General features: G+C 58.1%; 33 protein-coding genes. 6 read left to right on the top strand and 27 right to left on the bottom strand.

From position 1 onward, the window contains the following. Positions 1-10: 10 nt before the first annotated feature. The 3 genes from HV782_RS13970 to HV782_RS13960 all read right to left on the bottom strand — a co-directional run bounded on the left by HV782_RS13970 (position 11) and on the right by HV782_RS13960 (position 2,219). The gene (locus tag HV782_RS13970) at positions 11-433 is read right to left on the bottom strand and encodes a hypothetical protein (protein WP_186745634.1); all 423 of its coding nucleotides are present in this window, start codon (positions 431-433) and stop codon (positions 11-13) included. 98 nt (positions 434-531) lie between these two features. Continuing rightward, positions 532-1,338, bottom strand: a complete 807-nt coding sequence (locus tag HV782_RS13965; RefSeq protein ID WP_186745637.1) for a KilA-N domain-containing protein — start codon at positions 1,336-1,338, stop codon at positions 532-534. Continuing rightward, the gene (locus HV782_RS13960) at positions 1,335-2,219 is read right to left on the bottom strand and encodes a BRO-N domain-containing protein (RefSeq protein ID WP_186745639.1); all 885 of its coding nucleotides are present in this window, start codon (positions 2,217-2,219) and stop codon (positions 1,335-1,337) included. Before HV782_RS13960 ends, HV782_RS13965 begins: the two co-directional genes overlap by 4 nt. A gap of 190 nt (positions 2,220-2,409) precedes the next feature. On the opposite strand from HV782_RS13960, the gene HV782_RS13955 reads away from it, so the two are divergent. The 5 genes from HV782_RS13955 to HV782_RS13935 all read left to right on the top strand — a co-directional run bounded on the left by HV782_RS13955 (position 2,410) and on the right by HV782_RS13935 (position 4,774). Next, complete coding sequence (locus HV782_RS13955) at positions 2,410-2,862, top strand: helix-turn-helix domain-containing protein (protein ID WP_186745641.1); 453 nt, start codon at positions 2,410-2,412, stop codon at positions 2,860-2,862. A gap of 173 nt (positions 2,863-3,035) precedes the next feature. Next, positions 3,036-3,311: a hypothetical protein gene (locus tag HV782_RS13950; protein WP_186745643.1), complete on the top strand. Its 276-nt coding sequence runs from the start codon at positions 3,036-3,038 to the stop codon at positions 3,309-3,311. Between the two features lie 217 nt (positions 3,312-3,528). After that, entirely contained in the window at positions 3,529-3,954 is a 426-nt protein-coding gene (locus HV782_RS13945) for a hypothetical protein (protein WP_186745646.1), read from the top strand. Between the two features lie 146 nt (positions 3,955-4,100). Then, entirely contained in the window at positions 4,101-4,352 is a 252-nt protein-coding gene (locus tag HV782_RS13940; RefSeq protein ID WP_186745648.1) for a hypothetical protein, read from the top strand. Between the two features lie 197 nt (positions 4,353-4,549). Continuing rightward, positions 4,550-4,774: a hypothetical protein gene (locus HV782_RS13935; RefSeq protein ID WP_186745650.1), complete on the top strand. Its 225-nt coding sequence runs from the start codon at positions 4,550-4,552 to the stop codon at positions 4,772-4,774. A gap of 134 nt (positions 4,775-4,908) precedes the next feature. On the opposite strand, the gene HV782_RS13930 is transcribed toward HV782_RS13935, so the two are convergent. From HV782_RS13930 to HV782_RS13835, 20 genes are all read right to left on the bottom strand, one after another. Continuing rightward, a complete protein-coding gene (locus HV782_RS13930) occupies positions 4,909-5,673 on the bottom strand; it encodes a C40 family peptidase (protein ID WP_186745652.1) in 765 nt (254 codons plus the stop codon). Between the two features lies 1 nt (position 5,674). Beyond that, positions 5,675-6,424 (bottom strand): phage minor tail protein L, encoded by a 750-nt coding sequence (locus tag HV782_RS13925; protein ID WP_186745654.1) that lies wholly within the window; start codon positions 6,422-6,424, stop codon positions 5,675-5,677. A 9-nt stretch (positions 6,425-6,433) separates the two neighbouring features. Next, positions 6,434-6,772: a phage tail protein gene (locus HV782_RS13920; RefSeq protein ID WP_186745656.1), complete on the bottom strand. Its 339-nt coding sequence runs from the start codon at positions 6,770-6,772 to the stop codon at positions 6,434-6,436. Then, positions 6,772-10,101 carry a phage tail tape measure protein gene (locus HV782_RS13915; protein WP_186745658.1) on the bottom strand — a complete coding sequence of 1,110 codons (3,330 nt, stop codon included), beginning with the start codon at positions 10,099-10,101 and terminating at the stop codon, positions 6,772-6,774. The genes HV782_RS13920 and HV782_RS13915 overlap by 1 nt, the downstream gene beginning before the upstream one ends. Next, positions 10,098-10,370: a DUF1799 domain-containing protein gene (locus HV782_RS13910; protein WP_186745867.1), complete on the bottom strand. Its 273-nt coding sequence runs from the start codon at positions 10,368-10,370 to the stop codon at positions 10,098-10,100. Before HV782_RS13910 ends, HV782_RS13915 begins: the two co-directional genes overlap by 4 nt. A gap of 44 nt (positions 10,371-10,414) precedes the next feature. Beyond that, complete coding sequence (locus HV782_RS13905) at positions 10,415-10,795, bottom strand: phage tail assembly chaperone (RefSeq protein ID WP_186745660.1); 381 nt, start codon at positions 10,793-10,795, stop codon at positions 10,415-10,417. Between the two features lie 9 nt (positions 10,796-10,804). After that, complete coding sequence (locus HV782_RS13900; RefSeq protein WP_186745663.1) at positions 10,805-11,461, bottom strand: phage tail protein; 657 nt, start codon at positions 11,459-11,461, stop codon at positions 10,805-10,807. Positions 11,462-11,531: 70 nt separating this feature from the next. Continuing rightward, complete coding sequence (locus HV782_RS13895) at positions 11,532-11,948, bottom strand: phage tail terminator-like protein (RefSeq protein WP_186745665.1); 417 nt, start codon at positions 11,946-11,948, stop codon at positions 11,532-11,534. Continuing rightward, entirely contained in the window at positions 11,945-12,598 is a 654-nt protein-coding gene (locus HV782_RS13890; RefSeq protein WP_186745667.1) for a hypothetical protein, read from the bottom strand. Before HV782_RS13890 ends, HV782_RS13895 begins: the two co-directional genes overlap by 4 nt. After that, complete coding sequence (locus HV782_RS13885; protein ID WP_186745669.1) at positions 12,595-12,963, bottom strand: hypothetical protein; 369 nt, start codon at positions 12,961-12,963, stop codon at positions 12,595-12,597. The genes HV782_RS13890 and HV782_RS13885 overlap by 4 nt, the downstream gene beginning before the upstream one ends. A gap of 59 nt (positions 12,964-13,022) precedes the next feature. Further along, positions 13,023-13,385 (bottom strand): DNA-directed RNA polymerase subunit alpha C-terminal domain-containing protein, encoded by a 363-nt coding sequence (locus tag HV782_RS13880; RefSeq protein WP_186745671.1) that lies wholly within the window; start codon positions 13,383-13,385, stop codon positions 13,023-13,025. 108 nt (positions 13,386-13,493) lie between these two features. Further along, a complete protein-coding gene (locus HV782_RS13875) occupies positions 13,494-13,997 on the bottom strand; it encodes a DnaT-like ssDNA-binding protein (protein WP_186745673.1) in 504 nt (167 codons plus the stop codon). 57 nt (positions 13,998-14,054) lie between these two features. Next, positions 14,055-14,645: a hypothetical protein gene (locus HV782_RS13870; protein ID WP_186745675.1), complete on the bottom strand. Its 591-nt coding sequence runs from the start codon at positions 14,643-14,645 to the stop codon at positions 14,055-14,057. A 45-nt stretch (positions 14,646-14,690) separates the two neighbouring features. After that, positions 14,691-15,653, bottom strand: coding sequence for a major capsid protein (locus tag HV782_RS13865; protein WP_003225242.1), 963 nt, complete (start codon positions 15,651-15,653; stop codon positions 14,691-14,693). Positions 15,654-15,665: 12 nt separating this feature from the next. Continuing rightward, a complete protein-coding gene (locus tag HV782_RS13860) occupies positions 15,666-16,394 on the bottom strand; it encodes a hypothetical protein (RefSeq protein WP_186745677.1) in 729 nt (242 codons plus the stop codon). A gap of 82 nt (positions 16,395-16,476) precedes the next feature. Continuing rightward, positions 16,477-17,562: a minor capsid protein gene (locus HV782_RS13855; RefSeq protein WP_186745679.1), complete on the bottom strand. Its 1,086-nt coding sequence runs from the start codon at positions 17,560-17,562 to the stop codon at positions 16,477-16,479. Then, a complete protein-coding gene (locus HV782_RS13850) occupies positions 17,537-18,955 on the bottom strand; it encodes a DUF4055 domain-containing protein (RefSeq protein ID WP_186745681.1) in 1,419 nt (472 codons plus the stop codon). Before HV782_RS13850 ends, HV782_RS13855 begins: the two co-directional genes overlap by 26 nt. Then, entirely contained in the window at positions 18,952-20,253 is a 1,302-nt protein-coding gene (locus HV782_RS13845; RefSeq protein ID WP_122855075.1) for a terminase large subunit domain-containing protein, read from the bottom strand. Before HV782_RS13845 ends, HV782_RS13850 begins: the two co-directional genes overlap by 4 nt. After that, positions 20,240-20,701 (bottom strand): DUF2280 domain-containing protein, encoded by a 462-nt coding sequence (locus HV782_RS13840; RefSeq protein WP_186745684.1) that lies wholly within the window; start codon positions 20,699-20,701, stop codon positions 20,240-20,242. Before HV782_RS13840 ends, HV782_RS13845 begins: the two co-directional genes overlap by 14 nt. A 31-nt stretch (positions 20,702-20,732) precedes the next feature. Next, positions 20,733-21,356: a putative metallopeptidase gene (locus HV782_RS13835; protein WP_186745686.1), complete on the bottom strand. Its 624-nt coding sequence runs from the start codon at positions 21,354-21,356 to the stop codon at positions 20,733-20,735. A 73-nt stretch (positions 21,357-21,429) separates the two neighbouring features. On the opposite strand from HV782_RS13835, the gene HV782_RS13830 reads away from it, so the two are divergent. After that, positions 21,430-21,759: a hypothetical protein gene (locus tag HV782_RS13830; RefSeq protein WP_186745688.1), complete on the top strand. Its 330-nt coding sequence runs from the start codon at positions 21,430-21,432 to the stop codon at positions 21,757-21,759. Here HV782_RS13830 and HV782_RS13825 read toward each other — a convergent pair. The 4 genes from HV782_RS13825 to HV782_RS13810 form a co-directional block, all read right to left on the bottom strand. Continuing rightward, on the bottom strand, positions 21,756-22,184 hold the full coding sequence (locus HV782_RS13825; protein WP_186745690.1) for an Ntn hydrolase family protein: 429 nt from the start codon (positions 22,182-22,184) through the stop codon (positions 21,756-21,758). The genes HV782_RS13830 and HV782_RS13825 overlap by 4 nt on opposite strands. A 165-nt stretch (positions 22,185-22,349) precedes the next feature. Continuing rightward, a complete protein-coding gene (locus tag HV782_RS13820; protein WP_186745692.1) occupies positions 22,350-22,538 on the bottom strand; it encodes a hypothetical protein in 189 nt (62 codons plus the stop codon). Further along, positions 22,538-22,768, bottom strand: a complete 231-nt coding sequence (locus HV782_RS13815) for an Acb2/Tad1 domain-containing protein (RefSeq protein ID WP_186745694.1) — start codon at positions 22,766-22,768, stop codon at positions 22,538-22,540. The genes HV782_RS13820 and HV782_RS13815 overlap by 1 nt, the downstream gene beginning before the upstream one ends. 59 nt (positions 22,769-22,827) lie before the next feature. After that, the gene (locus tag HV782_RS13810; protein ID WP_085747314.1) at positions 22,828-23,160 is read right to left on the bottom strand and encodes a phage holin, lambda family; all 333 of its coding nucleotides are present in this window, start codon (positions 23,158-23,160) and stop codon (positions 22,828-22,830) included. Positions 23,161-23,189: the final 29 nt, after the last annotated feature.

The following is a 23,189-nucleotide window of genomic DNA, read 5'->3' as shown; positions in this document are numbered from 1 at the left end:
GGCGGTCGATTCAAAGCGTTGTTGGCAGTATGTCTATCTGCCCATCACCGCCGGTGAAAACTCGGTATTTTTTGATAGCGCCATCTTTCACGATTGCTTCACGCTCAACCCGTTCAGCTCCCATTGAGCAGATGCCAGAGCCTGTATAGGCCGCGCCGACCGACACGGAATCAGGTGGAAGATAGAAAGACGCCTTCTGACCTGGGTCGAGCTTGGCAGCCTGCTTACCATCGATGAAAACCGCCATCGAACACAGGCTCCCAGTGTGGCCGGAATCACGGATCACTTGCAGAGTTCCGTATGGACCTGAAGGTTTGCTCTGAAATGCCGAAAGCTGACTTGCCGGGGCCTGCCTTGCTTCGCTGGAAGGGGTTGGCGACGTTGCACACCCAGCCAGCACCGCTAATCCCATCGCACCAATGAGTAATTTCACGTCGTTCCCTCGCTTGAGTTTGACGCGACTTTATCAGAGCGTTCGGAGAGCACCAAAACCCCGCCGGAGCGAGGTAGTGGTTTTGCATGGATAGATCCTTAGCGCGTAACGCCGCCGGCGATTACGGCGGGCGCAGCGGAACGAAGCTTTTCGGCAAGCCGAGCAAGCATTTCTTGAACCGATTCCTTCCAGAGAATCTGCTGAACCGGCTTGCCATCGCTGTGCCGTTTTCCGGTGTCAGTGATGACAGCAAACAGCTTGCCGTCTGGTGTAACTTCCCAGCGCTTCTTGCCGGGCTTATAGATCACCTGGTGTTGAAGGCCACAGTCGGCCAACAGCTTGTTCATACTGATCGCGCTCATGCCGAACTTCGCGCCAAGCTCTGTCGGCGTGTAATTCAACTCCTGCGACTCGTTCACCAGCCCCTTGACCCCGGTCATCTCCATCAGATCCACGCCGATAGCGGACTTGACCATGCTGTTGGCACACAGCAATGCCTGATTGCCCTCAAGTCCGAAACTCTCGGCGATCCGCTTTGCAGCATCAAGGTTCTCGGCTGCGATTGGCAGTCGCTTTTCCTGTGGGATGACATGGTCGTTGGCCGCAGCAGTATCGAACGTTCGGATTACATGAAGACTGAAGACTGGACTGACCCACATGGCATAGGCGTAGACCATTTCCTTGCAGACATAAGTGCCTGGAGAGCGGCCACCTCGAACAACCCTCAAAGCGGGAATTCCCGCTTTGCCAATCTCGTCCGCCAAATCCTGAGCTTGGCCGACACGCATCCACTCGCTGGGTTTATGCCGAACTTCTCCACCCGCCGCCCGGTGAAAATCATTCAGGCTGAAGCGTCCGTCCTCATCCTTGTGAATCTCGATACCAGCTATCACCAAAGCGTTCATGCTGCACGCTCCATTGCGTAGCCGCCGTTCAACCCCAGAGCGCGATAGTTCTGATAAATCTCTTCACGGCGGGCGTCCAGAACGCCAAAGGAACCGCGACCTTCATTGATTTGGTCGTAGACCCGCATTAGCGAGGCGGATGTCAGCGCCCTAGCCGCATCCAAGATATTCGTTCGATCAAACATCAGAGCGGCGTGGCGCGACATCAGTAGATAGATGTGCTGCACTTCTTGACGGCTGAAGAACAAACCGCCCTCCTCCTGCTTCGCCAGGTACTCGCCCTCGATCGCGTACGCCCCAATGAAGTTGCAGGCCGCATCGAAGTCGGCTGCCGGGATCAGCTCCGTCCGGGACACGTTGAAGCGAGTGTGCAGCCGGTTATGCATGACCAGTTGGAAGCTTTGACGGAGTTCCGCAGGAACAGCTTTGGCCTTGTCCCGGATCACACCTTTGATGGCATTGAATTGCCCCAGGCTGAGCTGATTCATCAACTCGGTCATTTTGCCGTGGTCTTCGTAGCGACCATGCTTGCGGATGGCTGGCAGCACTTCGGCGGTGACCCACTTCTTGAAACGCTTGGCTTCAGTTTTACGGCTACGAAGGATTGCCGAGTAAAGACCCGACTCGTTGATGACCAGCATTTCTTGGTCGCCGCCAGGGGTACGCACAATCTGCGTACCCTTTTCGTCTTCGTCTAAATTGCGCGTCATGTCTCCAGCGATTCGATACTCGAGCGCCGATGAGACGTCCGCCGCAACGAACCAAGGTTGCTCACCAATCAGCAACGTACGTACCTGCTGCGATCCAAAATTAAACGGGAGGATGTCAACTGCTCTACGCTGAGCATTGTTTTCTACTGAATTTTCGGTAGCATTACTCACGTGAATGTCCTCAGAAAATATTCACACCTGAACCCCAGCCCGCCAGCTGGGGTTTTTTATGACCCGAAAAGAACAAAACACATCACTTCAGATCACTTGATATCATTCAATCGCAAAAGCAAGCATCCTGTCAATATCATTTAATATCGTTTAAAGTATGTCCCTAGAGCTTTAATTGAAGAGATTTTGAATGAGCGCACCTGCAGGTTTTCCTGCCCGACTGCTACGACTGAGAGCCGATGCCGGCATGACTCAGAAGGATCTGGCAAAAGCCAGTGGGATGAGCGTGCCGCAGATCGCAAGGTATGAAACCGGGACGTCGAAGCCTCGCATGACTGCCTTAGTGAAGCTGGCAAAAGCTCTCAAAATCGCAGTATCAGATCTCGAAGCTTTTGATGATGAGCCAGAAACGGTAGAGCTACACCTGAATACCATTGGCTCGAATGAAAGCACTCCCTTTACGCTCCCGAAATACATGGTCGATGAACTGCAAAAAGACGCAGATGAGCGTGGCGTTTCACTAGAGGTCATTCTCATCTCTACTATCCGAATAGCCTTGAATAAAGATAAAGGCGTGTCGAAAACCTTCGATGAGGTTGTCACTGATGTGGCAGAGGAATACTCAAAGGCCCCCTTCAAATAATCCACTTGGGCCTCTCCTCGCTTACGCGATTGTCATTCCTCCTCCCCTACCAACACACGACATCCGGCTATCCCCATAACGGTGATAGTTGAAACAATTAACCAAGCCGGGCCAAGCGCCAAGCCTCCTCAACTCAAGGTGGCAACCACCTAGCTCAACAAATAGGAAAGCAGATGCCAGCAGTTGAAATGGACAATGAAGAGGTCATCACCCGAGCTCATGCGAAAATTCATGACTCTGCGTACAGGGTCACCAAGCTCGCCGGTAATGAGCAGAGGCAGCATGGCTACGACTCATACGTTCTTGGTTACCTTGAGGCGCTCAAGGCGGAAAACCTAATCAGCCAGGACTCATACGTGCAATTGGTCTCAGAGCACAAACAGGCATTCAAGCTAGCAAGCCAGCTAAGCCCAGATGCTGCAGGTACGCCAGGCGCTTTGCTGCAATAACCCAAGCCCGGCCTCAACAAAGCAAACCATTGGAATCCCTGTATGGCCTACATACCGTTACCTCCTCACATGGAGGAGGCTTTAGTAGATCTGATCAAGAGCATGTACGCAGAGTACAACCCAACAATGATTCAATTCTCCTGCTCGAAAAAAAACCCTTATGAGGGAGGCGGGAGCTTTTATAGCGGCACCTATCGGCACACTTTCGTGTGGGAGCATGACCAGCGGCCTTATGTCGTCCGCGGTCCCGGGGATTGATACCAAAATCGAGAAGCCCGACCATGCGCCGGACTGGATCTTATTACCGGAGAAGGAAATGACTCCCGAGAAAAAAGCGATACAAATCGCTAATGCACGCGCCCATGTGAAAGCTGACTGCGATGCGGAAGTTGACACTGAAGCAAGTGCAGAGGCTCTACGAAGCGCAATTTCTGCTTCCTTGCGAGGATCGATCAGAGGTCTTTGGGCATCGTTATTTGCTTTTAAGCTCTTCCCTGAAGGGCAGGCTGCTAACCCTCACCATTTGGAGCTTGTCGAACAACTGGAAGAGCTCATCGCGAATGATGTAATGGCATTGCCCGCGAGTGAGCGCGACAGCCGCTTCGAGGAGCTCGATGCTCTCGTGGATATGCTTCAAATCTGACCTCCACGTTTCGTATCCTGATGACGCTGCATGAGGCCCGCCCAGCTAGGCGCTGCGCCCCTTTCCCATGTCAGCAATCCCTCTTAATGGCGTATTACTTACACTCGACTGATCGTCAGCCTTTATAAAATTTTGGAGCTACCCGTATGAATCCTTTCGAGGAACCGTTGCAACCCAATGCGCTTGACGCGAAACAAGCGAACGATTTTTTCATGAAGCTGCAGAGCTATATTGCTCTAGCGGAATCCGATCAAGACGTACAAAACCGCTTCCATCTTGCTCGGTCCTACTTAGTAGGATGGATTCACGGTGGTGGCGATCTTAACCTTGCTAGGACATTTGAAGGCATGATCGATGGAACTCAACGCCTCCGCCGCACTGAGTTGCTGATCGGATGACCAACGCTTCATGATCGCAAATAAACAAAGCCCGGCCATCCCGGGCTTTTTTCTGCCTGTACGAATCTCCAGTAACGCCCCTCCTCCCGCCGATAGTAGCCTCTTGCCCCCACGCAACGGATTCCCCAGTCCTTTGCCTGCAAGCCCAAGGACTGGGATTGCGCCAATTTCGGCGCGGATAGGACCTAGGAGGTCGAATGAGCGAAAACAAATTTGCAGCAGCAGCCGGGCACCTTGCGAACACGTCAGCATTACTCGCCCTAATTCTGAGCCTAAAGAAATCTGGCAATATTGACTCTGGTGCGTTTAAGGAAGCTCTGAAAATATTCACCGATGTCGACAGGGAAAATGGCACGCTCAATCAGGAGCACTACGACAAGATGATTGACAATTTTCTCGCCGCTGCTGAAGGACGGTTTTAATTGATCGCGCCTGTCTGGCGGCGGCCTCATCAGCCGCTTCTTGATAGGCGTCAATTCCGACTCGCCCACTTTGTTTTTCGTTCAAACCTGTATTGGTTAGCGATTTCATAAATCCCTTTTTCGGCTCAGCCGCATCATGTGGTTGGTTGTGCATCTTTGTGCCTGAGGATCAGGCGTGTCCGGTCGAGCCACGGCCCACCGAAGACAATGACCTCCGAAGGCCGGCCGTACAAATGGTGCAGCAGGAACGGCCCGGGGCCGAAAGTCCCTGCGTCCTCGCCGGGCAACGCCGGATCGGTGCCGAGGAAGATCCCGGCGTGGTTCGGGAAAACCGTGCGCCCCACTTCCATCACGATCATGTCGCCGCGTTGCGGCTGGTCGACCCGGTAGAAACCGGCCGCCTCGTAATTCGCCTCGTACAGGCTGGTGCTGTCCTTGCTTTCCCACCAGCAGTCGGCGCGCTTGAAGACTTCGAACTCCAGCCCCCACTCGCGCCTGTACCAATCGGCGCAGACCTGCCAGCAGTCCCAGGCACCATGGACGAACGGGCGCTTCAGCAGCGGCGTCTCGCCGGTGGGCACAACCGTCCGCAAGTCGCCCTCGGGCCAACTGAGGATGTGCCACGGCATGGCCGTCGCCTCGCACATGGCCAGGTCGCGCGGGGACGGCCGGCTGGTGGCATCCGGATGCGAATGCACCACACCGATCACCTCACCTACATCTTCGGCCGCCGCGTATTCCTCCGGGTCGATTCGAAATTCCTCGTTCGGCTCGGTCGAGACATTGCGGCACGGGTAGTACTGTTGTTTGCGACCAACGCCCAGCAGTAGCCCGCAGCACTCTTTCGGGTACTCGGCCGCCGCGTGCGCCTGGATCGCGTTGAGAATGTGTTTGCGCATGTCAGCTCCGTGCGATCAGCGAAACGGCCGGGAAGCCACCGAACGGCAGCGGGTTGCCTTCGCCGAAACGAGGGATGCAGCCCTTGCCCAGAGTGGCATCACACTCGTCCAGTTCCGGGTTGTCGGTGACGACGCCATCCTTGGTCACGTACGGCCCGGTGTAACCGCAGTTCGGCCCGCGGTAGCCGCCGATGAGGCACCAGTGACACAGCGTCGTAGCCTGCCGGCCGATGGACTCGTTGCCGACGTCGCCCGGACTGGCAAGCTCCCAACTGACGTTTTCCCCGTCCTCGTTCGTCTTCTGGTCGATGTACCAGACCTCGATCGTTTCTTGGGTTGGGTCTGCCGTTGGATTGCCGGCCGGGAAGTTCGCGGCGTCGAGATATGTGCCCAGCGTGTGCCGCATCGTCAGCTTGAACTCGAGCAGATCCTCGAACGCCAGACAGAGCGCGGTGATGCGCCCGTTGACGTTGCCAACCGAAAGCGTGGGCCGAACCGCCGTACCATCCCCGTTCGCCTCTATGCCTTCGATCTGCATCGGCCAAGCGCTGTACTCGTTGCCCTGCCAGTAGATCGCCTTCGCCGGCAGTTGGTCGGCATTGTCGCCGGCGGCGATCAGCTCGGCCGCCGTATGCGGGATCGCGTGCCCGTGGAAGCGCAGAACATCCGCGCCGTAGTCCGTGCCGTCCAATTCAAAGAGCAGCACTTCGCTGCCAGGCTCAAGCACCTGGATGTCACTGATCAGCGGCATGATTGCCCCTTATGGTTGGAATGCCCGCTCGAAAGTGGCGGTGAGTTTGAAGACCCCGCCGCCCATTGGTGCGGGAGCGGGATTTTTGCAGGTGAACAGCCCGAGTTCGCCGAGCGGTGTTGTCCAGAGGAACGCCTTTGCCCCGGCGTGACGGTCGAGGAACTCCATGATCTGCTGCACCTTGGCCTTCTGGCCGACGCAGGTGATCGGGTAGGAATCCTCTTTGTTATTCGGACCGTCGCCGACGCTTTGTGAGTAGCCGTTACCAAACTTCGAAGTGCGCACCCGATAGGTGATATCGGGTGTTTCCCCGCGCTCGGTTGGCCAGGTGAATTTCTCGATGGCCATCAGCCCCTCCCATTTGTCAGACGCCAGATTGATCCACCAGGCTGCAGCGCTCTGGCAATAGCAGTTTCAGCCTCGGTTTTCGCTGCCTGCTGGATGCTCTTGCCCAACTGGTTGGTTGTGTCTTGCGAAACACCCGCTCCGTCGCTCCCGGACGTCTGTACCGAGACTGCTACCGGAAAGTTGTACGTGTTGCCGCCACCGCCGGACATTGCGGCCAATGCTGGCCCGCCTCCGGTGGTCAAAGGCGTGACGCTACCGCCGTTGGCACCGGTCATCAGGAATGACCGGCCGCCCTCGTTGTAGAGCTCCGGCCCCAGTTCGTTGACTTCGTACAGAGAGTTCGGCGCAACAGGTCCGCCAGCAGCCCGATATCCGGAGAGATCAAACCCCGTGTAGCCGGCCTGCGACGCTCCGAGATTCGACGACACTGCACCTGCAGATCCAGCGGCCAATCCATTGCCACCGCCACCACCGAAGTACGAACCAGCCGCCGAGGCAGCGAGACCAAAAAGAGCGCTGAGCCCTTGCGAAGTAGCCTGTCGAGCGGCGATCTTCGCCATATCCGCCAACACTGATTTGGTGAAGTTTGAAAACGAAAATTTGCCGTTGATGGCGAAACTGGCAACAGCGTCCTCCGCCGAGCTGAACGCATTGGTGAGCAGGCTTTTCGTCTGCCCCGCCGCATTCTGTGCGGACTCCAGATAGTTCTGCCACGCCGACGAGGCTCCCGCACTCCAGTCGCCCTGGGCTGCCGTCATCTCGTCGTAATTGGCTTGAACCGTGTCGTGCAAGTCCTGTTGGGTCGCCTTCAGTGCCGCCAGCTTCTGCGTGTACTCGTCGAGGCTCATGCCGCGCGAGCCATCGCCGTACTGGTTCGCCAGATCCAGCTTCTGCTGATTGAAGCGATCGTCGATGCCGTTCTGCTGGCTCATCAGATCGCGCTGACGATCTCCCAGGCCGATGCCCGCCGCCGCACGCTGGCCCTGCTCACGCAGAGTTTTGACTTGCTGCTGCAGCGCGCTGCTATAGGTGTTGACGGCCTCGGTCTGCTTCTTCAGCCGGCCTTCTTCGTTCTTCGCCAGCACGCTCAATTCGGTGTCCGCGTCCTGCTGCACCTTCACCATGGCGGCCCGGGCGTCGGCGATTTTCTGGTCAAGCTGAATGCGCTGTGCGGCCGATGTGCCGGCTTTGCTCTTCGCCGCTTCCAGTGCGGTGATCTCAGCCTCATACGCAGCAGTAACTTCGTCGCGCTCGTTGCCGATCATGGCTTCACGCGCTTGCAGATAATCAGCCTGCGAGATCAGCCCGGCCTTTTGCGAAGCCTCCAAATCCTTTTGAGCATTTTTGTACTCGGCGAGCACGGTATTGAGCGCGTTTTTCGAGTCATTGAACCCGGATAGATCGACGCTACCCGCGGCAGCTTTGGGGTCCTTTTTCTGCTCGTCGATTGCCTTGCGCAACTGGTCGTAGGCGCCACCGGAAAACTTCTTCCCGTCAAACTGAACACCATCTAGCAGCGCGGACTTCTGACCAGTCTGTTCCGCATTCTGAAAGAGCGTGGTGAACTGATCGTTGAGCTTCTTATACGCATCCCGACGCTTAGCAAGTGGATTCAAATTATCCATTTGCCTGTCCAGATCCTTCTGGACCTTGATCAGCTCTTTATTTGCGTGTGTCGCTTCACCAGTCGCGGCAGTGTTGCTTTCGCTCGCTGATAAGCGTGCCTTCAGTCCTGCAAGCTTGGCCTCCAGTGCCGGCGTCGAGTCGTCGTTCTCACCGTCGTTCAACCCCAGAAAGGAATTAAGCGAGCTCAGCCCGTTTGATATCGCACCTGTGACCCCGCCCCCTTTACGGGTATCCAGCACGCGCTGGGTGATCTCGATCTGCTTTGCCAGATCAGGGAAAATCTCTGACCTGACTTCAGCATAGGCGCCTTTGATGGCCACCTTCACCCGATCCCAATCGCGTTCGATATCGGACAGGGATTCCCGGTAATGCTTCAAGCGCTCCTGGGCCGACTGATTGAGATCTTCACTCAGGGTGTCCAGCGCTCGCTGATGGTCGCCCTGATCGTCAATCGCCTTGATCGTCTGGTACTGCTCGTAGGTGATCAGCCCATACTGGTCGCTGATCTTCTCCGCCGCTTCTGTGGCGGTGTCACCGGCATTCGCGAGCGACTTGGCGATGTCTCCAGCGCCCTTCCCTGTCACCTCACCAATTGCTGCGGCGGCCTGTGCCAGGTTCTGCATTTGGACGCCGCTGGTGGCGGCACCGGACGCCAGCGCAATCACCGCGTCGCGAGCGCCCGCAAAGTTCTCAGTGATTGCCCCAGCGGTGTCAGCCATCACCTTGAGGCTGGCAATGCTCTGCCCGGCATCGTTCGATCCGCCATTGATGGCGACGTTGAACTCTCTGGCCTGTTTCTGTGCATCGAAGTAGGCATAGCCCAGTGCACCGAGGACACCAGCCAGCAAGCCGGCCGGAATCAGTGCTGCGGCCAAGCTCTTGGCGGACGCGCCCGCACCGGCGCCCAACTGAGCGACAGCCCGTGCACCACTCCCCCAATCCCCAGACTGCAGGGCGTTGGTCAACTGCATCACGTTTTCTTGCGCCTGGCGGGTGCCGAGCTTCAGCTTGTCGAATGCAGTTTCTGTCGCGGTCAGGCCGTCACGGTCTTTGCCGATTTTCGCCAGCGCCTCACCGTAACGAGTCGCGTCGATCTGGCCGGCCTTGTACAGATCGTTGAGCGCTTTCTCCTGCGCCTCCAGCTTTGCCAACTTCGCAGTGACCGGGTCGATGCCGTTGACCGTGCGCTTCAACGCTTCGATCTGACGGTTTTCAGCGTCGATCAGCCGCTGCTTCTGCGCCATTTCCTTGGCTTCAGCTTTCTCGATGCGCTCATATGCCTTGCCAAGCCGATCCTGATAGGACTCCTGCTGCTCAGTGGTGACGAGACCGCCCTTGCGGGCGCGCTCCAGCAAGCCTTCAGCCTGGATCAGTTGCTCCATGCTGCCGATGTTGCCGGACATCGCCTTGTCGAGCTGACTGATGATCGCGATTTCACTGGCTGCACTGGCACCTGCCTTGCGGCTGGCATCGACCTGACGCTCTTTGGCTCCCGTGGCTTTGTCGATGCCCTGAGCAGCCTCGTTCTCGGCCTGGCTGATCTTCTTGCCAGTGTTGGCCAGTCCTTCGCCCGACTTGCCGAGATCATCAATGGCTTTTTCAGCATCGACCGCCGAATCGACCAGCTTGTCGAGATCGTCAGCCGCCTTGGATGCCGACGAGGAGTTCACTTCAATGCCGAGGGACGCGAAGGTGGTGGTCATTTACTGTCCCTCTGTTCCGCCATCACCCGCAGGGCTTCGGCTTCCATGACGCGGATATCTGGAAAGACGTCGGCGACCTCTGACCGGGTAAGCCCGAGAAAGCCGGCGACATGGCGAATTGACGTGTAATCGAGTCCGGTAGCGCCGCACGCGCCTGTACGCCACTGGGTGCCCATGCCCTCGAAGACCTTGAAGGCTTGCCAGACATCAGGCCAGACCTCAAAGATCTCATCGGGTATGTCACGAAGAGAAAGGCCGAAGGCCGCCAGCGATTCGGCTGAGGGCCCCGGCTCGTACAGCTTGCGGGAGGCGCTTATGAGTTTCCCAGGCGTGCGTTGCTGAAGGCATCGGAATAAGCGGCCAGCACCGCGCCCGGCGTGGCGGCGATTGATTTGACCAGGATGCGCAGGTTTTCGTCGGTGAACTCTTCGGCGATATCCCAGCCGGCGACAATCGCCTTTAACTGCTCGACCTGCAGATCAATCAGCAAAGCCGTGAACTGCTCAATGCCGGCCTCTTCCGCTTTCTCCTTGAGCGCCTTGTGACGCTCACCCCACTCCGCGTAGAGCCCAGCCAGTTCGGTACGATCGCGATATTTGAATTCGAACTCAACGCTGACCGGATCGCCGCCTACCGTTGGCAGCATAACGACGTGCTTGAAGGTTGGATTCCGGGCGAGTGTGAACTTTGCCATGTGCCTTCCTTACGCCGAGGCGCTGTAACGAGTTGGGCGACCGGTTAGCGCGATACTGATCACGCGAGTCATCAGGTTGTTTCGCGACATGGTTGGTGTCGAGGTGATCGAGACGTAGCCGTTGTAGATGATGCGGCTACCGCCCGGCAGGTTCAGTCGCAGAACGCGGGCCTGCTTGTCGTCATCCGCCGCCTCGCAGACATCGACATAGGGCTGCGATGGATCGTCGGCGACCGTGATGGTCAGCGTGATCGGGTTCTTGGTGGTCGGCATCTGACGGTCATCATCGTCAGCAAGGAAGCCGAACGTCAGAAACTGCTGATCGCCACCGCTCGATCCGAGCTCGGTAATTTTCGAGATCTCGGTGAAGGTGGTCACTTCGCGCGCGCTACCGACGCCAGACCCGGCCGGATACTGCTGAATGTTCGTGGTGTTCACGCCATCGAGAGCAAAGGTGCCGCTGGCAATCTCGCCGACTTGCACGGCGCGGCCGTCCAGGCGGGTCCAGCCAGAGCTGAGGGCGATGATGTCACCCTCGGCCAGACCGTGGGCTGCCGCGGTCGCCACTGCCGGGTTGGCATTGGTCAGGGCAGTGAATGGGATTGCAGCGCCATAGGCGGAAGCAATTTCGAACGTTGCGCCGTTGGGCATTTGAATGCCGGCCATGGGGTTTTCCTCTCTTCAGAAATGACAAAACCCGCTCAATGGCGGGTTCTGGGTTTGCCCAATGGGCGGATTAGTTGGTGTCGGCGCGGTACGCGAACGAAACCGGAACGGTGTAGGTCGTGTCGTCTGGGATACCTGGCCCTTGATCGACTGGCGTCATGGTCACCACGGTCAGTGCATTCTTCGTGATTCGCTCGTACAGCGGAAACAGCGCGGCGATCTGGTCAGCCAGCGCGCCGGCCGCGCCGCGATACTTGCCCGCCGGCGTCACGATGCTGACCTGAAACACGCCGGTGAACAGCTTGTGATCGCCGGCAAGCGTGTTGCTCGCAGTATCGCCGGGCAGAGTGAAAGCTCGCAGGTAGGTGATGCCAGTTCCGGGTTCATAGGCCTCGTTCTCGACGACGACCTTGATGGGTGTCGGCAAAGCCTTCGCCCAGGCAATCAGTCTGGCCTCGAAGATCGAAGCGATGATGTTATGGCTCATACCTGGTTGTTCCTGATGGCTTCGTCGACGATCTGCTGGAACCGCGCGAGCGTGATACGCACCATGCCGCCCGGTGCCTGTTTGGAATGGCCATACTCGAGCGGCAACGCATATGGCAGGTTGTTCATGATGTACGCCGTTTGCCCGATCGTCAGTTGTTCGACCTGAAGCCTGAGCTTCGCCAAGGTGATGCCGCCGGCCGGATCGACCTGATCAAGTTCGCCTTCTGCCGGCGCCCCGATCGAGAACTGCCAGTTACCGCGGAATCGGCCGCCGACGTAATCCTTGCCAGCAACCAGTCCATTCACGCTGAAGTTCTGGTCGCGCTCGGTCTTTGTCAGCGGCTTGGCGTACTTCACGCCGCGCTTCAGCTTCCCGGCCTTGGTGAAATTGTTCTCATCGAGATTGATGAGGGTGTTGCGCACGGCGACCTTGAAGTCGTAGTGATCGGCAGCGCGAGTATTGGTAGCGCGATGCGCCACGTTCGCGGCCCAGATCTCGGGGTTACCCACCGGTGACATGCGGATTACGCTGCTACCGATCTCGATCACGATTTCGCGGAAGGTGGCGTCGAGCCCGGTCTGGGCCTGCTCGGCAAACTGGCGGATGTTCTCGGCGAAACTGCCGTTGAGGCCTGAGTATTTGCTCATGACCGCACCTGAAGCTCGTACAGGATTGGCGTCCCGGCGGGATTCACCTCTTTCAGCGGCGGCACGATGGACCAGGTACGACCCTGAATGATCACTTTGTTCAGCAAGTCCGGAACCCACTCCAACCCTTGCGCAGCGATTTTCAATTTCTTGTCGCCCTGCTTGATGAGGCTGTTGTTCTGGAATTCCTGACCGGTGAAGTCGAGCAGGATGCCTTGAGCGGTCTGCTCGATGGTGGTGCCTGGCGATTCGCCGCCCGTCTCCGGGTCATACTCGCCCGGCTCCGTCTTGCTGATGGTCACGGGCTGGCCGAACTCTGTGATCATATCCAGAGCCATCACGGCCAATTCGTCGTAGAAGGCCATTAGGACTCCAGATGTGAAAAGCCCAGCGCGATGGCTGGGCTCATGGATACTTGCCTGACTTAAAGTGTGCCGAGTTGGTGCTTTAAGCCTCGTTCGTTTAGAAGTTGCAGCACTTCTTTCAAGGTCTCAACGCCCACTCGGTGTTGTCCGAGTAGCTGCACCTGATTAACTCTCGTCAGATCTCCCAGCGTGGAAAAACCACAGGTAACAACCAAATTGTTTCGAGTTCGAGTCGAAAAATTGAGGTCATCAATTGGCGTGTGCAGGGCTACAGACTCAACTTCAGCTTGAGCCGTTAGGGCGGCGACTATCTGCTCTGCTGTGTCTCGGTTGTCTACCTGAGCTACGGGATGATTACCGCGCTCGTCAAACTTGGTGATGGCGTAACGAGTGACTTCACGAATTCGGAATTCTGGCTTCATGCTGATCTCCGGCCTGCGCACAGGCTGAGCAATTAGAGGGTTAACGTTGCCGCAGCAACTTGCTCGATACTAGCCTCATAGCTCATCGCCATCAAGATCTCACGACCGCTAGGCTCTAACGGAAAACAACCCGCGTTTTTGCAGGTAATCTGCAAATTGCGTTGCGCTCGGCCGGTCCGGCGCTGCCGGCAAAAGTCGGCCGCTTGTGTTCGGGATCGTCGCGTATTCACGGGTTACCGCTCCCTCGACACGCTCAAGCGTTACCGCGCCTTTGCGCTTCTCGATCGGGTCGACGTCGTCAGTGTGGATCTCGGCCGCCAAAGCCATCTGGCCGTACTGGATCCGCGCTGGCAGATATCTGTCGGGCCTGATCTCGTAATCCAGCTCGACACCGCGGCGTGGCCAGGATAGTGCCTGCTCGCTGTTGGACTTTCGCCCTTTCCACGTCATGCCATCCATTGCCAGCGCGGCCCGACGCAGCAACGCTTCCTGCGCTGGCACCTCCGCCGGGATGGTCACGCCAAACTTCACGGCGTACATGGCCAGGTCTTCGGCGGATGCGTAGCTTTCGGCGTCAGGCTTGCCGGTACCGTCCTCGATGATGAGAGTCATGAATCAGCTCGCTGTGGTTTTCTGGGTCGGGTACCGCGTTGCCGGGCACCTGGGTGATTACGCCTGCTGCAGTTCAGCAACTGCCTTTTCCAGCGATTCTACCGAAGCATTCGCCCGATACGTCACGTTGGCGGCGTCGAGCTGCGCCTTGAGGTTCGCGATCTTCTCGGCATTGTCGACCGGCTCGGCTGCTGCCTTGAGGCGTGCAACTTCAGCGCGGAGCGATTCAACCTCGCCAGCCAGGTTGTCACGTTCACCCGTCAGGGTTTCGAAACCTTCATGAATGGCTTTCAGCGCACCGAACAAGCGGATTGGCAGTTCGCCGGCGCCCGGGTGTTCCAGATCTGATTGCCCCTCGACGGCGTCGATCAGTCGCAGAATGCAGTCACGCTCGGCGCGCAGCGTGGCGTTGTCCTGTTCCAGACCGACAATAGCGTCAGCATCACCCGAATAAACCGGCTCGCTGATCAAAGGTTTCGTCACCAATACTTCGACGCCAAGCGCCTCATAAGCGTCGACCACTTTAGGCCAGTCGCCAATCACCACCGCGTGCGTCACACCCGCTTCAGGCCGATCAAAGTGCGCTGGATTGCGGTACCGCTTTTCTGGATCGAAGTCCGAATTTTGAGTGGAGTAAACCAGTTCCATAAAAGTCTCCGTAGCGACCATTGCTGGCCGCTGTCAGGGCCAATATCAGCCGCCGGCTGGTGGCGTGGTGGTCAGGGTGATCAGCACACCAGCAGTCACCTTGTTACTGTTGGAATGCTTGACCCAGTTCGCAGCCGAACCCACGGCGGCAAGCGTTGGGTTCGCGCCGCCAGCGGCTTCCTTCCAGCTGTAGCCGAGAACGTCGATGTTGACGGTGCCTTCAGCGCGGTAGCCGATGCCCAGGTTCTCTTCGTCATTCACCGCGTACGAACGGAAGCCAGGAGCCTGCGATTCAGTGATCACCACAGCGTTCGGCAGCAGGCCGAAGATCACATCCGCAGGCGCGGTGTCGGTGACCAGCACTGGCTTGCCGAGAGTGCCTGGCAGGCCGCCGTAGATGACGACACCCGCCTCTTCGTAGACCTTGTTCGCGATCGCCTCATCCACGATGTCGAAGTAAGCGCTGGAGTGCATGACCCACAGTGCGATGCGGCCGAACTTGTCGCCGAATTTGCGCATGCCGCGAGTGAGGGTCTTCTTGCCGTCGGTCTCGATATTGGCCGAAACCACCATGTCAGCGTTGGAGCTGATCGAGGCGCGCAAAGCAGCAGTGGCGTACTGGATGAAACCTTCCAGAGTGGCGTCAGCAACGTCGGCGCCGATGATCTGGGAGAACTCGTCGACCGGACGACCACGGCGCTTGAATGCCTCTTCGGTGGTCTGGTACGGACCGTACTTCCAAGGAGCCTTGACGCCAACGGCTTCGCCCGCGCCGATCTTCTTCGCGGTCACTTTACCGGTGGAGTTGACGTCACGATGCTCCAGCGAACCGCCGATCTTGTAGAACGAGCGCTTGCGGAAATCGCCTTCGATCAGCTCGTTGTCGAGCACGATCGCGCCGTTGGACGATGCGTTGAACACATCGAGGTTGTCCTGGACACGCTCCAGGTATGCGGTTTGCGCTTCATCGTTGTAGATGATCAGGTCGCTGTTAACAGTCGTTGCCATGGGTGAATCCCCTTACTTGGGCAATTGCAGGTATGCGGTTTGGCCGTGCTTGCGCTGGTAATCGCGCTTTTGCTCGGCAGTCATTTCGGAGCGCTTGAATGCAGCCTGGCCGCCACCCCCGCCCGGGGCTTGTGTCCCTGAAGCCCTTGGCCACAGATGAGGTGCGCTTTCGCGCAGAGATTCCGCCCATTCGAGCGGAGTCAGAGGGGTCTTGCCGTCTTTACCGAGGATGACCTGGCCGGATTCATCAACGGCGACCGCTTCGCCCTCTTCGTTCAACGAGAACACGCCTTTGGCGCGCAAGATGATGTCATCGGTTGCTTCAGGAAGTGCGCCGGCCTTGAGTGCTGCCCCGCGTACCGAGTCGCCCAGGACTTTGCCCTGGAACTTGGCGGCGAATGCTTCGGCCTTCTCGGCGCGCGCTGTGACGGTCTTCAACTGCTTGTCGTAGTCGCCACGCAGGCGCTCGGTGCGGCGGTTGAATACCTCGTCCACCTTGCCCTCTGTCAGAAGCTTGGTTTCTTCGTCTTGGCCAGCGCGGCTGAGCAGGCCTTTGACGGCGTCGATGTCGATGCCTTCGAACTGTGTTTCGAACTGGGTCAGCTTGCCGGTGGTTTCCTTCAGCTTGCCCAGCAGTTCGGAGTTTTTGGTTTTCAGACCAGAAACAGAGGTCTCAACGGCATTCGCGATAGCGGCCTTGATTGCCGGGTTGTCCAGGTCGATTTCGTTTTCTTCTGCCACGTTGATGCACCCCTTGGGTATGTGTTGCCCGCTTTGCAGGCAATAAAAAACCGCCCGAAGGCGGCTGATTGAGTTTGTTGCGTCAAATGCCGGCGCGCTCGAATGCCAGAGGCTCGAGCCCCTTCATTTGTGCCAGCGTCAGCGGAGAAAAGTTGCGATCGAGCTGCAACTCGGCAAATCGCTCGACGGTCAATCCGCCCTCCCGGAACAGCTTGGCCCTAACAGGGCCGATCGCGACGTCTTGGAACGACGCCGGCTGTTGCTGAAGCCAGTGGTAATAGTCGAGGCTCGCGCTTACCTGCCCTGCGCCATCTGCGCCCACCGAAGCCCGGGTAGCGCCCTTGGCGAACATCTCGCTGAGCTTGGTAAGCAGGACGAAAGTGGTCCGGCAATTCGGGTGAAAAGGCGGCCGCGGGCCAGAGTCGACCGGAAACCGTCGTTTATCCATCGACCGACACTGCTGACTGGTCTTGCTGTCCAGCGTGGCCACCATCTCTACTTCAGACACGATGTCCGTGTTGGCCTTGGCCACCTCCATCCGTGCCTGGGATGACACATGCTGAATAGCTGTGTGCACGACCGTACTGGCATTGCGGTTGGTGGTAGCGAGAATGCCGTCTTTGTAACCGGCAGCCTTGGTGCCGCGAATGTTGCGGATGATCTGGAAGTTCGTTTGCCCTTCGAAGAAGCCCTGCCGGATCGTGCCGGTGACGCGCTCGCGCTCGGCACTGGTCCAGCCCTTGATGAACGACTTCAGCAGCTTACCGCCGCCGGTGCCGCGCACACTGAGGGGGTTGGTCAGCACTGCGGTTCGGATAGCCGCTGCCGTTGGCGCGACCACATCCAATGAAACACCAACCGGCGCCGACCGGGCCAGGCTCGACGCTTCAAACTCAGCCTCGTAATTGGCGATGTCGATCAGGTCGAGGTTCAGCTGCGCGCTGTAGCGGTCGAAGATACCAAGCAGCAGACTGTCGACTTCTTTCAGCAGCGCCTCCAGCCGCTTGACGTTGTACTCGGTCAGATCCGACTGGGTGAGCCGATCGCGAATCGAGCGGTCGATCTCCTTCAGGAAGGGAGCGAACTTGCCGACCTCCCCTGCCTTCAGCTTTTCGAGGAAGACCGCGTGCCGAATCGTGGCGTCAAGGATTGCTTGGTTTGCCGCCATCTACTTTGTCCTCGTCGTCCAGACCCAAGCCGTCGTCTTGCTCTGCCAACTCACCGTCGATTTGCTGGTCTGTGCGTTCCGGCGCGATCAGGCCCAACTTGCGCAGGTACGCCCGAAGATCCGCTTTGGCGAAACCGCCGTTCTGCCAGAGCCCGACCAGTGCGGTGATCATTTGCGGATCAGCCGTCAGCTCCACGAATTCCTGGTTGATCTGGTAGGCAACCTTCGCGTCGTCGACGCCCATGTAGGTGCAGCACCACATGATCGCCCGGGTGTAAGCCTCGCTGACGTTGGCCACGCAGCCGGCGAGCACTGACGTCGATGCAGACTGATCACCACGGGCCTCGGTCGCCGTCTTGGACGAGAGAGAAGCTACGACCATCCGGGCGCCGAGCTCGATCATCATCTGGTTCTTGTCGGCCATCGCCTCTTTAACCAGCGTGTTCGGCAATGGCTGCGCGTACCCGAAGGCTCCACCTGCCGGCAGCATCATTGGCGCGCGGGAGCCGACGTAAACGCCGTTCTTCTCCATCCAGTCGCGCCACTGCTCGTCCAGACCGGAAATCCATGGCTGGGCTTGGCCGCACCAGAAGACGCTGTCCTCGTAGTCGGCGCTGTTCCGATAGTGGCCCAGGTTGATCATGGCGATGTCGTAAAGCGGTGACTCGTCGATACTCGGGTCGTTGTTCTGCGCGCCGACGAAGGTGAACGGGATCTTCTTCAGGCGCCCGGCGGCACCGGTGGGCTTGAACTCCTCAACCACCGCCAGCGGCCCGCCGCCTTTCGGCCCGGATCGGCGCCAAACGCGGCAGACAAAGCCATCATCATCGAGAGCCAGTTCCCGGTACTGCTCGATCACCTTGAAGCTGAAGCCGTCTTCGATTTCCGGCGATTCGCGCAGCACCACCAGGGTCAACACGCAGTGTCCGTTCACCATGCCCGTGCGCCAGTTGATGATGTCTTCGGCGCAGTACGACAGGATCACAGAGTGCCCACCGGTGCCGGCGTCTTGGTGATAGTCGACGTAAAGACCATGCCGCCCAGCCTCAAGCACCTTTTCCAACGTGCCTTGCGAGTGCTGGTAAATGCTCACCCCGGAGCCGTTGGCGTTGTCCTGCAGGTATTCCATCTTCTTGGCGACGGTCAGCGTCGGGTCTTTGTGAAACGCCAAACCGAGCAAGCCATTGCGCGTGTGCCCGGTGGCATTCTTGAACACCGCCCGTTCACGATAGGCCTTGTTTCGGTCTACGTTCTCCGGCGACTTGTCGTGAGCGTTGATATAAGGCAGTCGGTCGACAACCCTGTGCTGACCGGCGCAAACGTCGCGAACGGTCGACCAGCGATCCAGTGCTTCGATGTAATCCGCCCGCTTGAAGGAAACGTCGTTGCTCATCGGGCGTATCCCATTTTGATAGCGGTGACCGGTTTGATGATCGGGTACTCGCGGTGAATGAAGTAACCGCCGCCGTCGTTGGCGTGGTCGTTTCCCTGGCTCTTGTCTGGCTCGCCGTTGGGCGCCCAGATCTGCTGTTCCAGGCCGTCGGCATAGGTCGGGCATGTAAACGGGTTGACCAGGTACCGCCGCTCGCCCTGCGCGTTGCAGAACATGGCGTTCATGGCGTTGATCCGATCCTTCACCGGCGGGTTGGCCGCCGGCGCGATGACTGTGAATCCCGCCTGCTTGAGCATGGCGATATCTGTGAGGCTGGCATTGACCGACTTGCGCGAATCGCCGGAGGCGTCCGGGTAGATCCGGATCTCGCAGGTCTTCTTGTAGTCGTTGCCGGTGTGTTCCCAGTACCGTTCTTTGATGCGGCGGATCATGTCCGGTGTGTCGTAGCCATCCATCAATTCGTCCACGGCGCGCGGTAGCCCCTGGTCACGTTTAACGTGCGTAATCGCCGCCATCTTGCCGACGTTGAAGTCCATGCCGATGAACAGCGGCTCGCCTGGCTGCACGGTGTCGAAGCACTGGTTCAGCTTGCGATCGTAGGCGTGATAGATCGACCCGGATGTCAGGTTGACGAACTGGCCGTTCAGGTAAGCGCGGATCAGTTGCTCGGGGTACGACTCCATCAACGATGCGATGTAGTCGTCAGGCAGGTTCAGTTCGTTGTCGAAGGTGCTGGCCTGGATCAGCCCATACATTTCCTTCAGCGCCGGCTTGTCGCGCAGCTGCTTCACGAACTGGAGGAAGACGAACTTGAAGCCTTCCGGCGTCGTGGTCACATCCACGCCGTTTTTCAGCCCGGGGATGTTGTAACGCATCCGAGCAATGATTTTGCGCCAGGCTTGCTGAGCCTTGATCGACGTCAGTACGTCCAGCTCGTCGACCAGTGCGTGACCGATCTTGAAGCCGACGATGGTCTGCGGCTTCTCCATCGAACGGCAAATCACAGTGCCGCGATACTGCCGGCCGCTGTAAATGTGAACCTCATGGTTCGCCTGGTTGATCTTGGTCTTCAGCCCCCAGTCGTAAGCCACCTCCTCCATCGTGGGATAGAAGATGTCGCGGATCTGCGGGTAAGTTGGTGCGAAGTAACCAGCGTTGACGCCCGGCCACTCCATGAAATGCTTGCTGAGCGCCGAGCACCCGACCCAGGTCTTTCCGGAGCCGAATCCAGCAACGAAGGCGCGAAACTTGTGGGGCAAGAGCAGGAACTGCGACTGCGGAACGTTAAGGCTCGGCATTCGGCTTCCTCGCGTCCACTACGTCGACCTGAATGCGCGTCGGGATCGCCGGCTCATCATCTGGCTCATCCTTCCGATGGCGATTGACATAGACGTCGCCGACTTCCTTCGCGGCTTGCTCGAGGATCTGCATGGCCAGGCCGATGTTCTTCATCGTCTCGGCCTTCTCAACGAACCGGTTCATGGCTCGCAGGCGATAGGCCCGGTTGGCGATCGGGATCTCGGCGGTTTCTTCGCGGAAGCGCTTGCGGGCATCGTGGAACAGGGTCTGCCACTTCACCGCCAAGCCTTTCCCTGATGTCTTAGTGGGGTCGTGTGTCTCCACCTGCTGGCGGGTCACCGCTATCCCGTATTCCTTTTGGACGGCTTCAACAACCTGTGAAGGCGTGTCGAAGCACGCCAAGGCCTGAACGATAAAGGCCTTCACGTCGTTTTGAAGGGCTGCCATAGATTTTCATCCGTCCAGAGCCTGTCCAGAATCAAGCCGACTTGAGCAGACAGGTTCCGCAGGCCCTCGCAATGTTCATTTTCCCTACCTCAGCAGGATTGTTTGCAGCGTCCACCAACTCTTGAACCGCCGGGCTTGCACCGTAACGGCGAACCACACCGACAAACTCTTCAACGTCGTGTCCGCGCATCTCAAGCTTGGGCAAACCTTCTTGAGTGAAAGCTGGTTGACCGTACTTATCGGTCGCCTGGGCGATGTGATACAGCTCATGCTCGACCAGTGCGCAAAAGTCAGCGTCACTGCATTGAGCGCAGTAGTCGGCAGCCAGGGTGATGATGTAAGCCGGCACGTCACCGAACCAATCCATCATCTGCTGTTCCATCCGGGCCTTCTGCCAGCCACCGGCGCGGAACGCTACCTGCTCAGCCTGGCCAACCACTGTGCGCCCCTTCTTCGTGAAGGCAGCAGACGCCCACATAACGCGAATGTCCGCATCAATCAGATGGGCGTGTTCTTCGTTGTGGATGCTGCCTGTATCTGCAAGGATCTCGGCTTGGAGCCAGTCCCACACCTCAGGGGATGGGGTCAGGCGGATACCGAAGTCGGATAGTTCCGACAGCTCAAGCAATGACGCTGGAGGATATGGCCTGTCCATGGGTCACCTTAAGCTTGAAATAGTGGCGCGCTGCCGGTATTGGTAACGATCAACTCAACGCAGGAGCCGTAAAATGGATTTCGAAACAGCTGAAATTGATGTTGACCAAGGATCCGATACCCAAATCAGGCTCTCTGCGGTGCCATTCATCTTCAACCCCGGCGAGCGCTCGCTCTACGTTGGGGCTGACGGCCCTGGCGGCACCGTCCAAGACACTGCATGGCTTGGACTGAAAACCGAACCTTTCAATGGCTGGTATTCGGCTCAAATCCTTTCGGTTACTGGTAACAAGGGCACTGACTGCATGTTTGAGGTGAAGCGTAACTTCCACACCCCGATACAAGAAGGCGAGTGGCTTTGGTTCCCGGTTAAGCGACAAACAATCGAGCCTTACCGCGACTAAATCACTCTGAGCGTCCTGATGGTGCCGCCGGTGTAGATATCACGCTTCGCCGCCGCCTCGACAGCCTCCTTGGCAGTTGCGCCCATATCCATCGCAGCGAGTGCGAAGTCGCGCCCGCTGCCGATGGCAAATGAGCGCTCCATCCACACGTCATCCATCCAGAAACCGCTCTCGGCGTCGCGACCAATCTGGCAAATTCTGCCATTGGTGACGACCAGCCCGTTCGCATCTAGCGGCTTATCGCTGACCTTCACGCCGAAGAACTCATCCATCAGGGCTACAAAGTCTGCACCACACCCCGTAAACAGGAATTGATGCCCATTCCTATGGATGAGCTTCTCGTAGTCATCGTGGTCGATGAGTGAGCCGCGAGTCACGCGCGAGTCATAGGCGATCACGCCGTCTTTGTAGGCAATGGTCGTCATGCGGTGAAACTCCACGAAGTCGGAGGGGTGAGAGGAACTGCACAGGGTTGAGATGAATTGAAAAGGCCGATACCCGATGCTGGATAGGTACTCACTTTTCAGGCAATACCTATGCGCAACTTCATTCGAACAATTACCCTCATCACTCTACTGCTGCTTCCCGCTTCAACTCACCATGATGTTGGTCTGCACCTGGGCGTGCCCGTGCAGCTCGGCGACGATCAAGCCTTGAGGCAGTCCAGCAGCCTTGGCAGCGTCGATGGCCTTGGCGATCGCGCTATCCAGCTCGGTCAGTACCTTGTTGATGTCCTTGCTCAGGGGTAGCGCGTGGCGCAGGCGAGTTACGTTACTCATCAGCTGAAAGGGTCAGTGGGTTTGGCGATCGAGCGAACGAACCACATGAAGCCCTGCTGCAAGTTGGTCTTGGCCAACGCCAGCAGTCGCGCATCAACACCTTCAATCTGACTGATCTGCTTGAACAGTTCGCCGGCGTCCGCTTCCAAGGCCTTGATCGAGTTCATTCCGTCGATTTCGGACTGGGTCAGGTCGCGGTAGCCGGTGATCTTCTTGTGCTGGTTGTCCATGCTGCTCTCCTCGTCGCGTGTCGCGACACAATTTGCCGATTCGCGAAACGTGTCATGACTTATTCGGCCTTCCGGCTCGGCAACTTAAAGTCAGTCACCCGATCCGCGATGTTCCGGATCTTCTCCACACCCAGGAAGCCAACCCAGCCGCCGGCGAAGGTAGCCATGCTCTGGGGCAGGCCGAAAAAGTCCAGGCCGCTGATGATGGTCAGTGTGAGGCCGCCGCAAATGGCGCCCTCCACCAGCATCTGGCGACGCGTACCGCCACCGTAAGTGATTCGCAAGACGGCCATGGCGCAGGACAGCGCAGCCGCATAGAGGATCGGCGAATGCTGGCTCAACCACGCAAGCGCTATCGCCCATGTGTCTGGTTTGTCTGGCATGTTTGGCATCTCGATTCCTCCCCTTTAGGGAGTGATGA

It is taken from the genome of Pseudomonas monsensis (assembly GCF_014268495.2).
Taxonomy (GTDB): domain Bacteria; phylum Pseudomonadota; class Gammaproteobacteria; order Pseudomonadales; family Pseudomonadaceae; genus Aquipseudomonas; species Aquipseudomonas monsensis.
The sequence above is the reverse complement of the archived record's forward strand: the minus strand, read 5'-3'. Positions and strand labels throughout refer to the sequence as shown.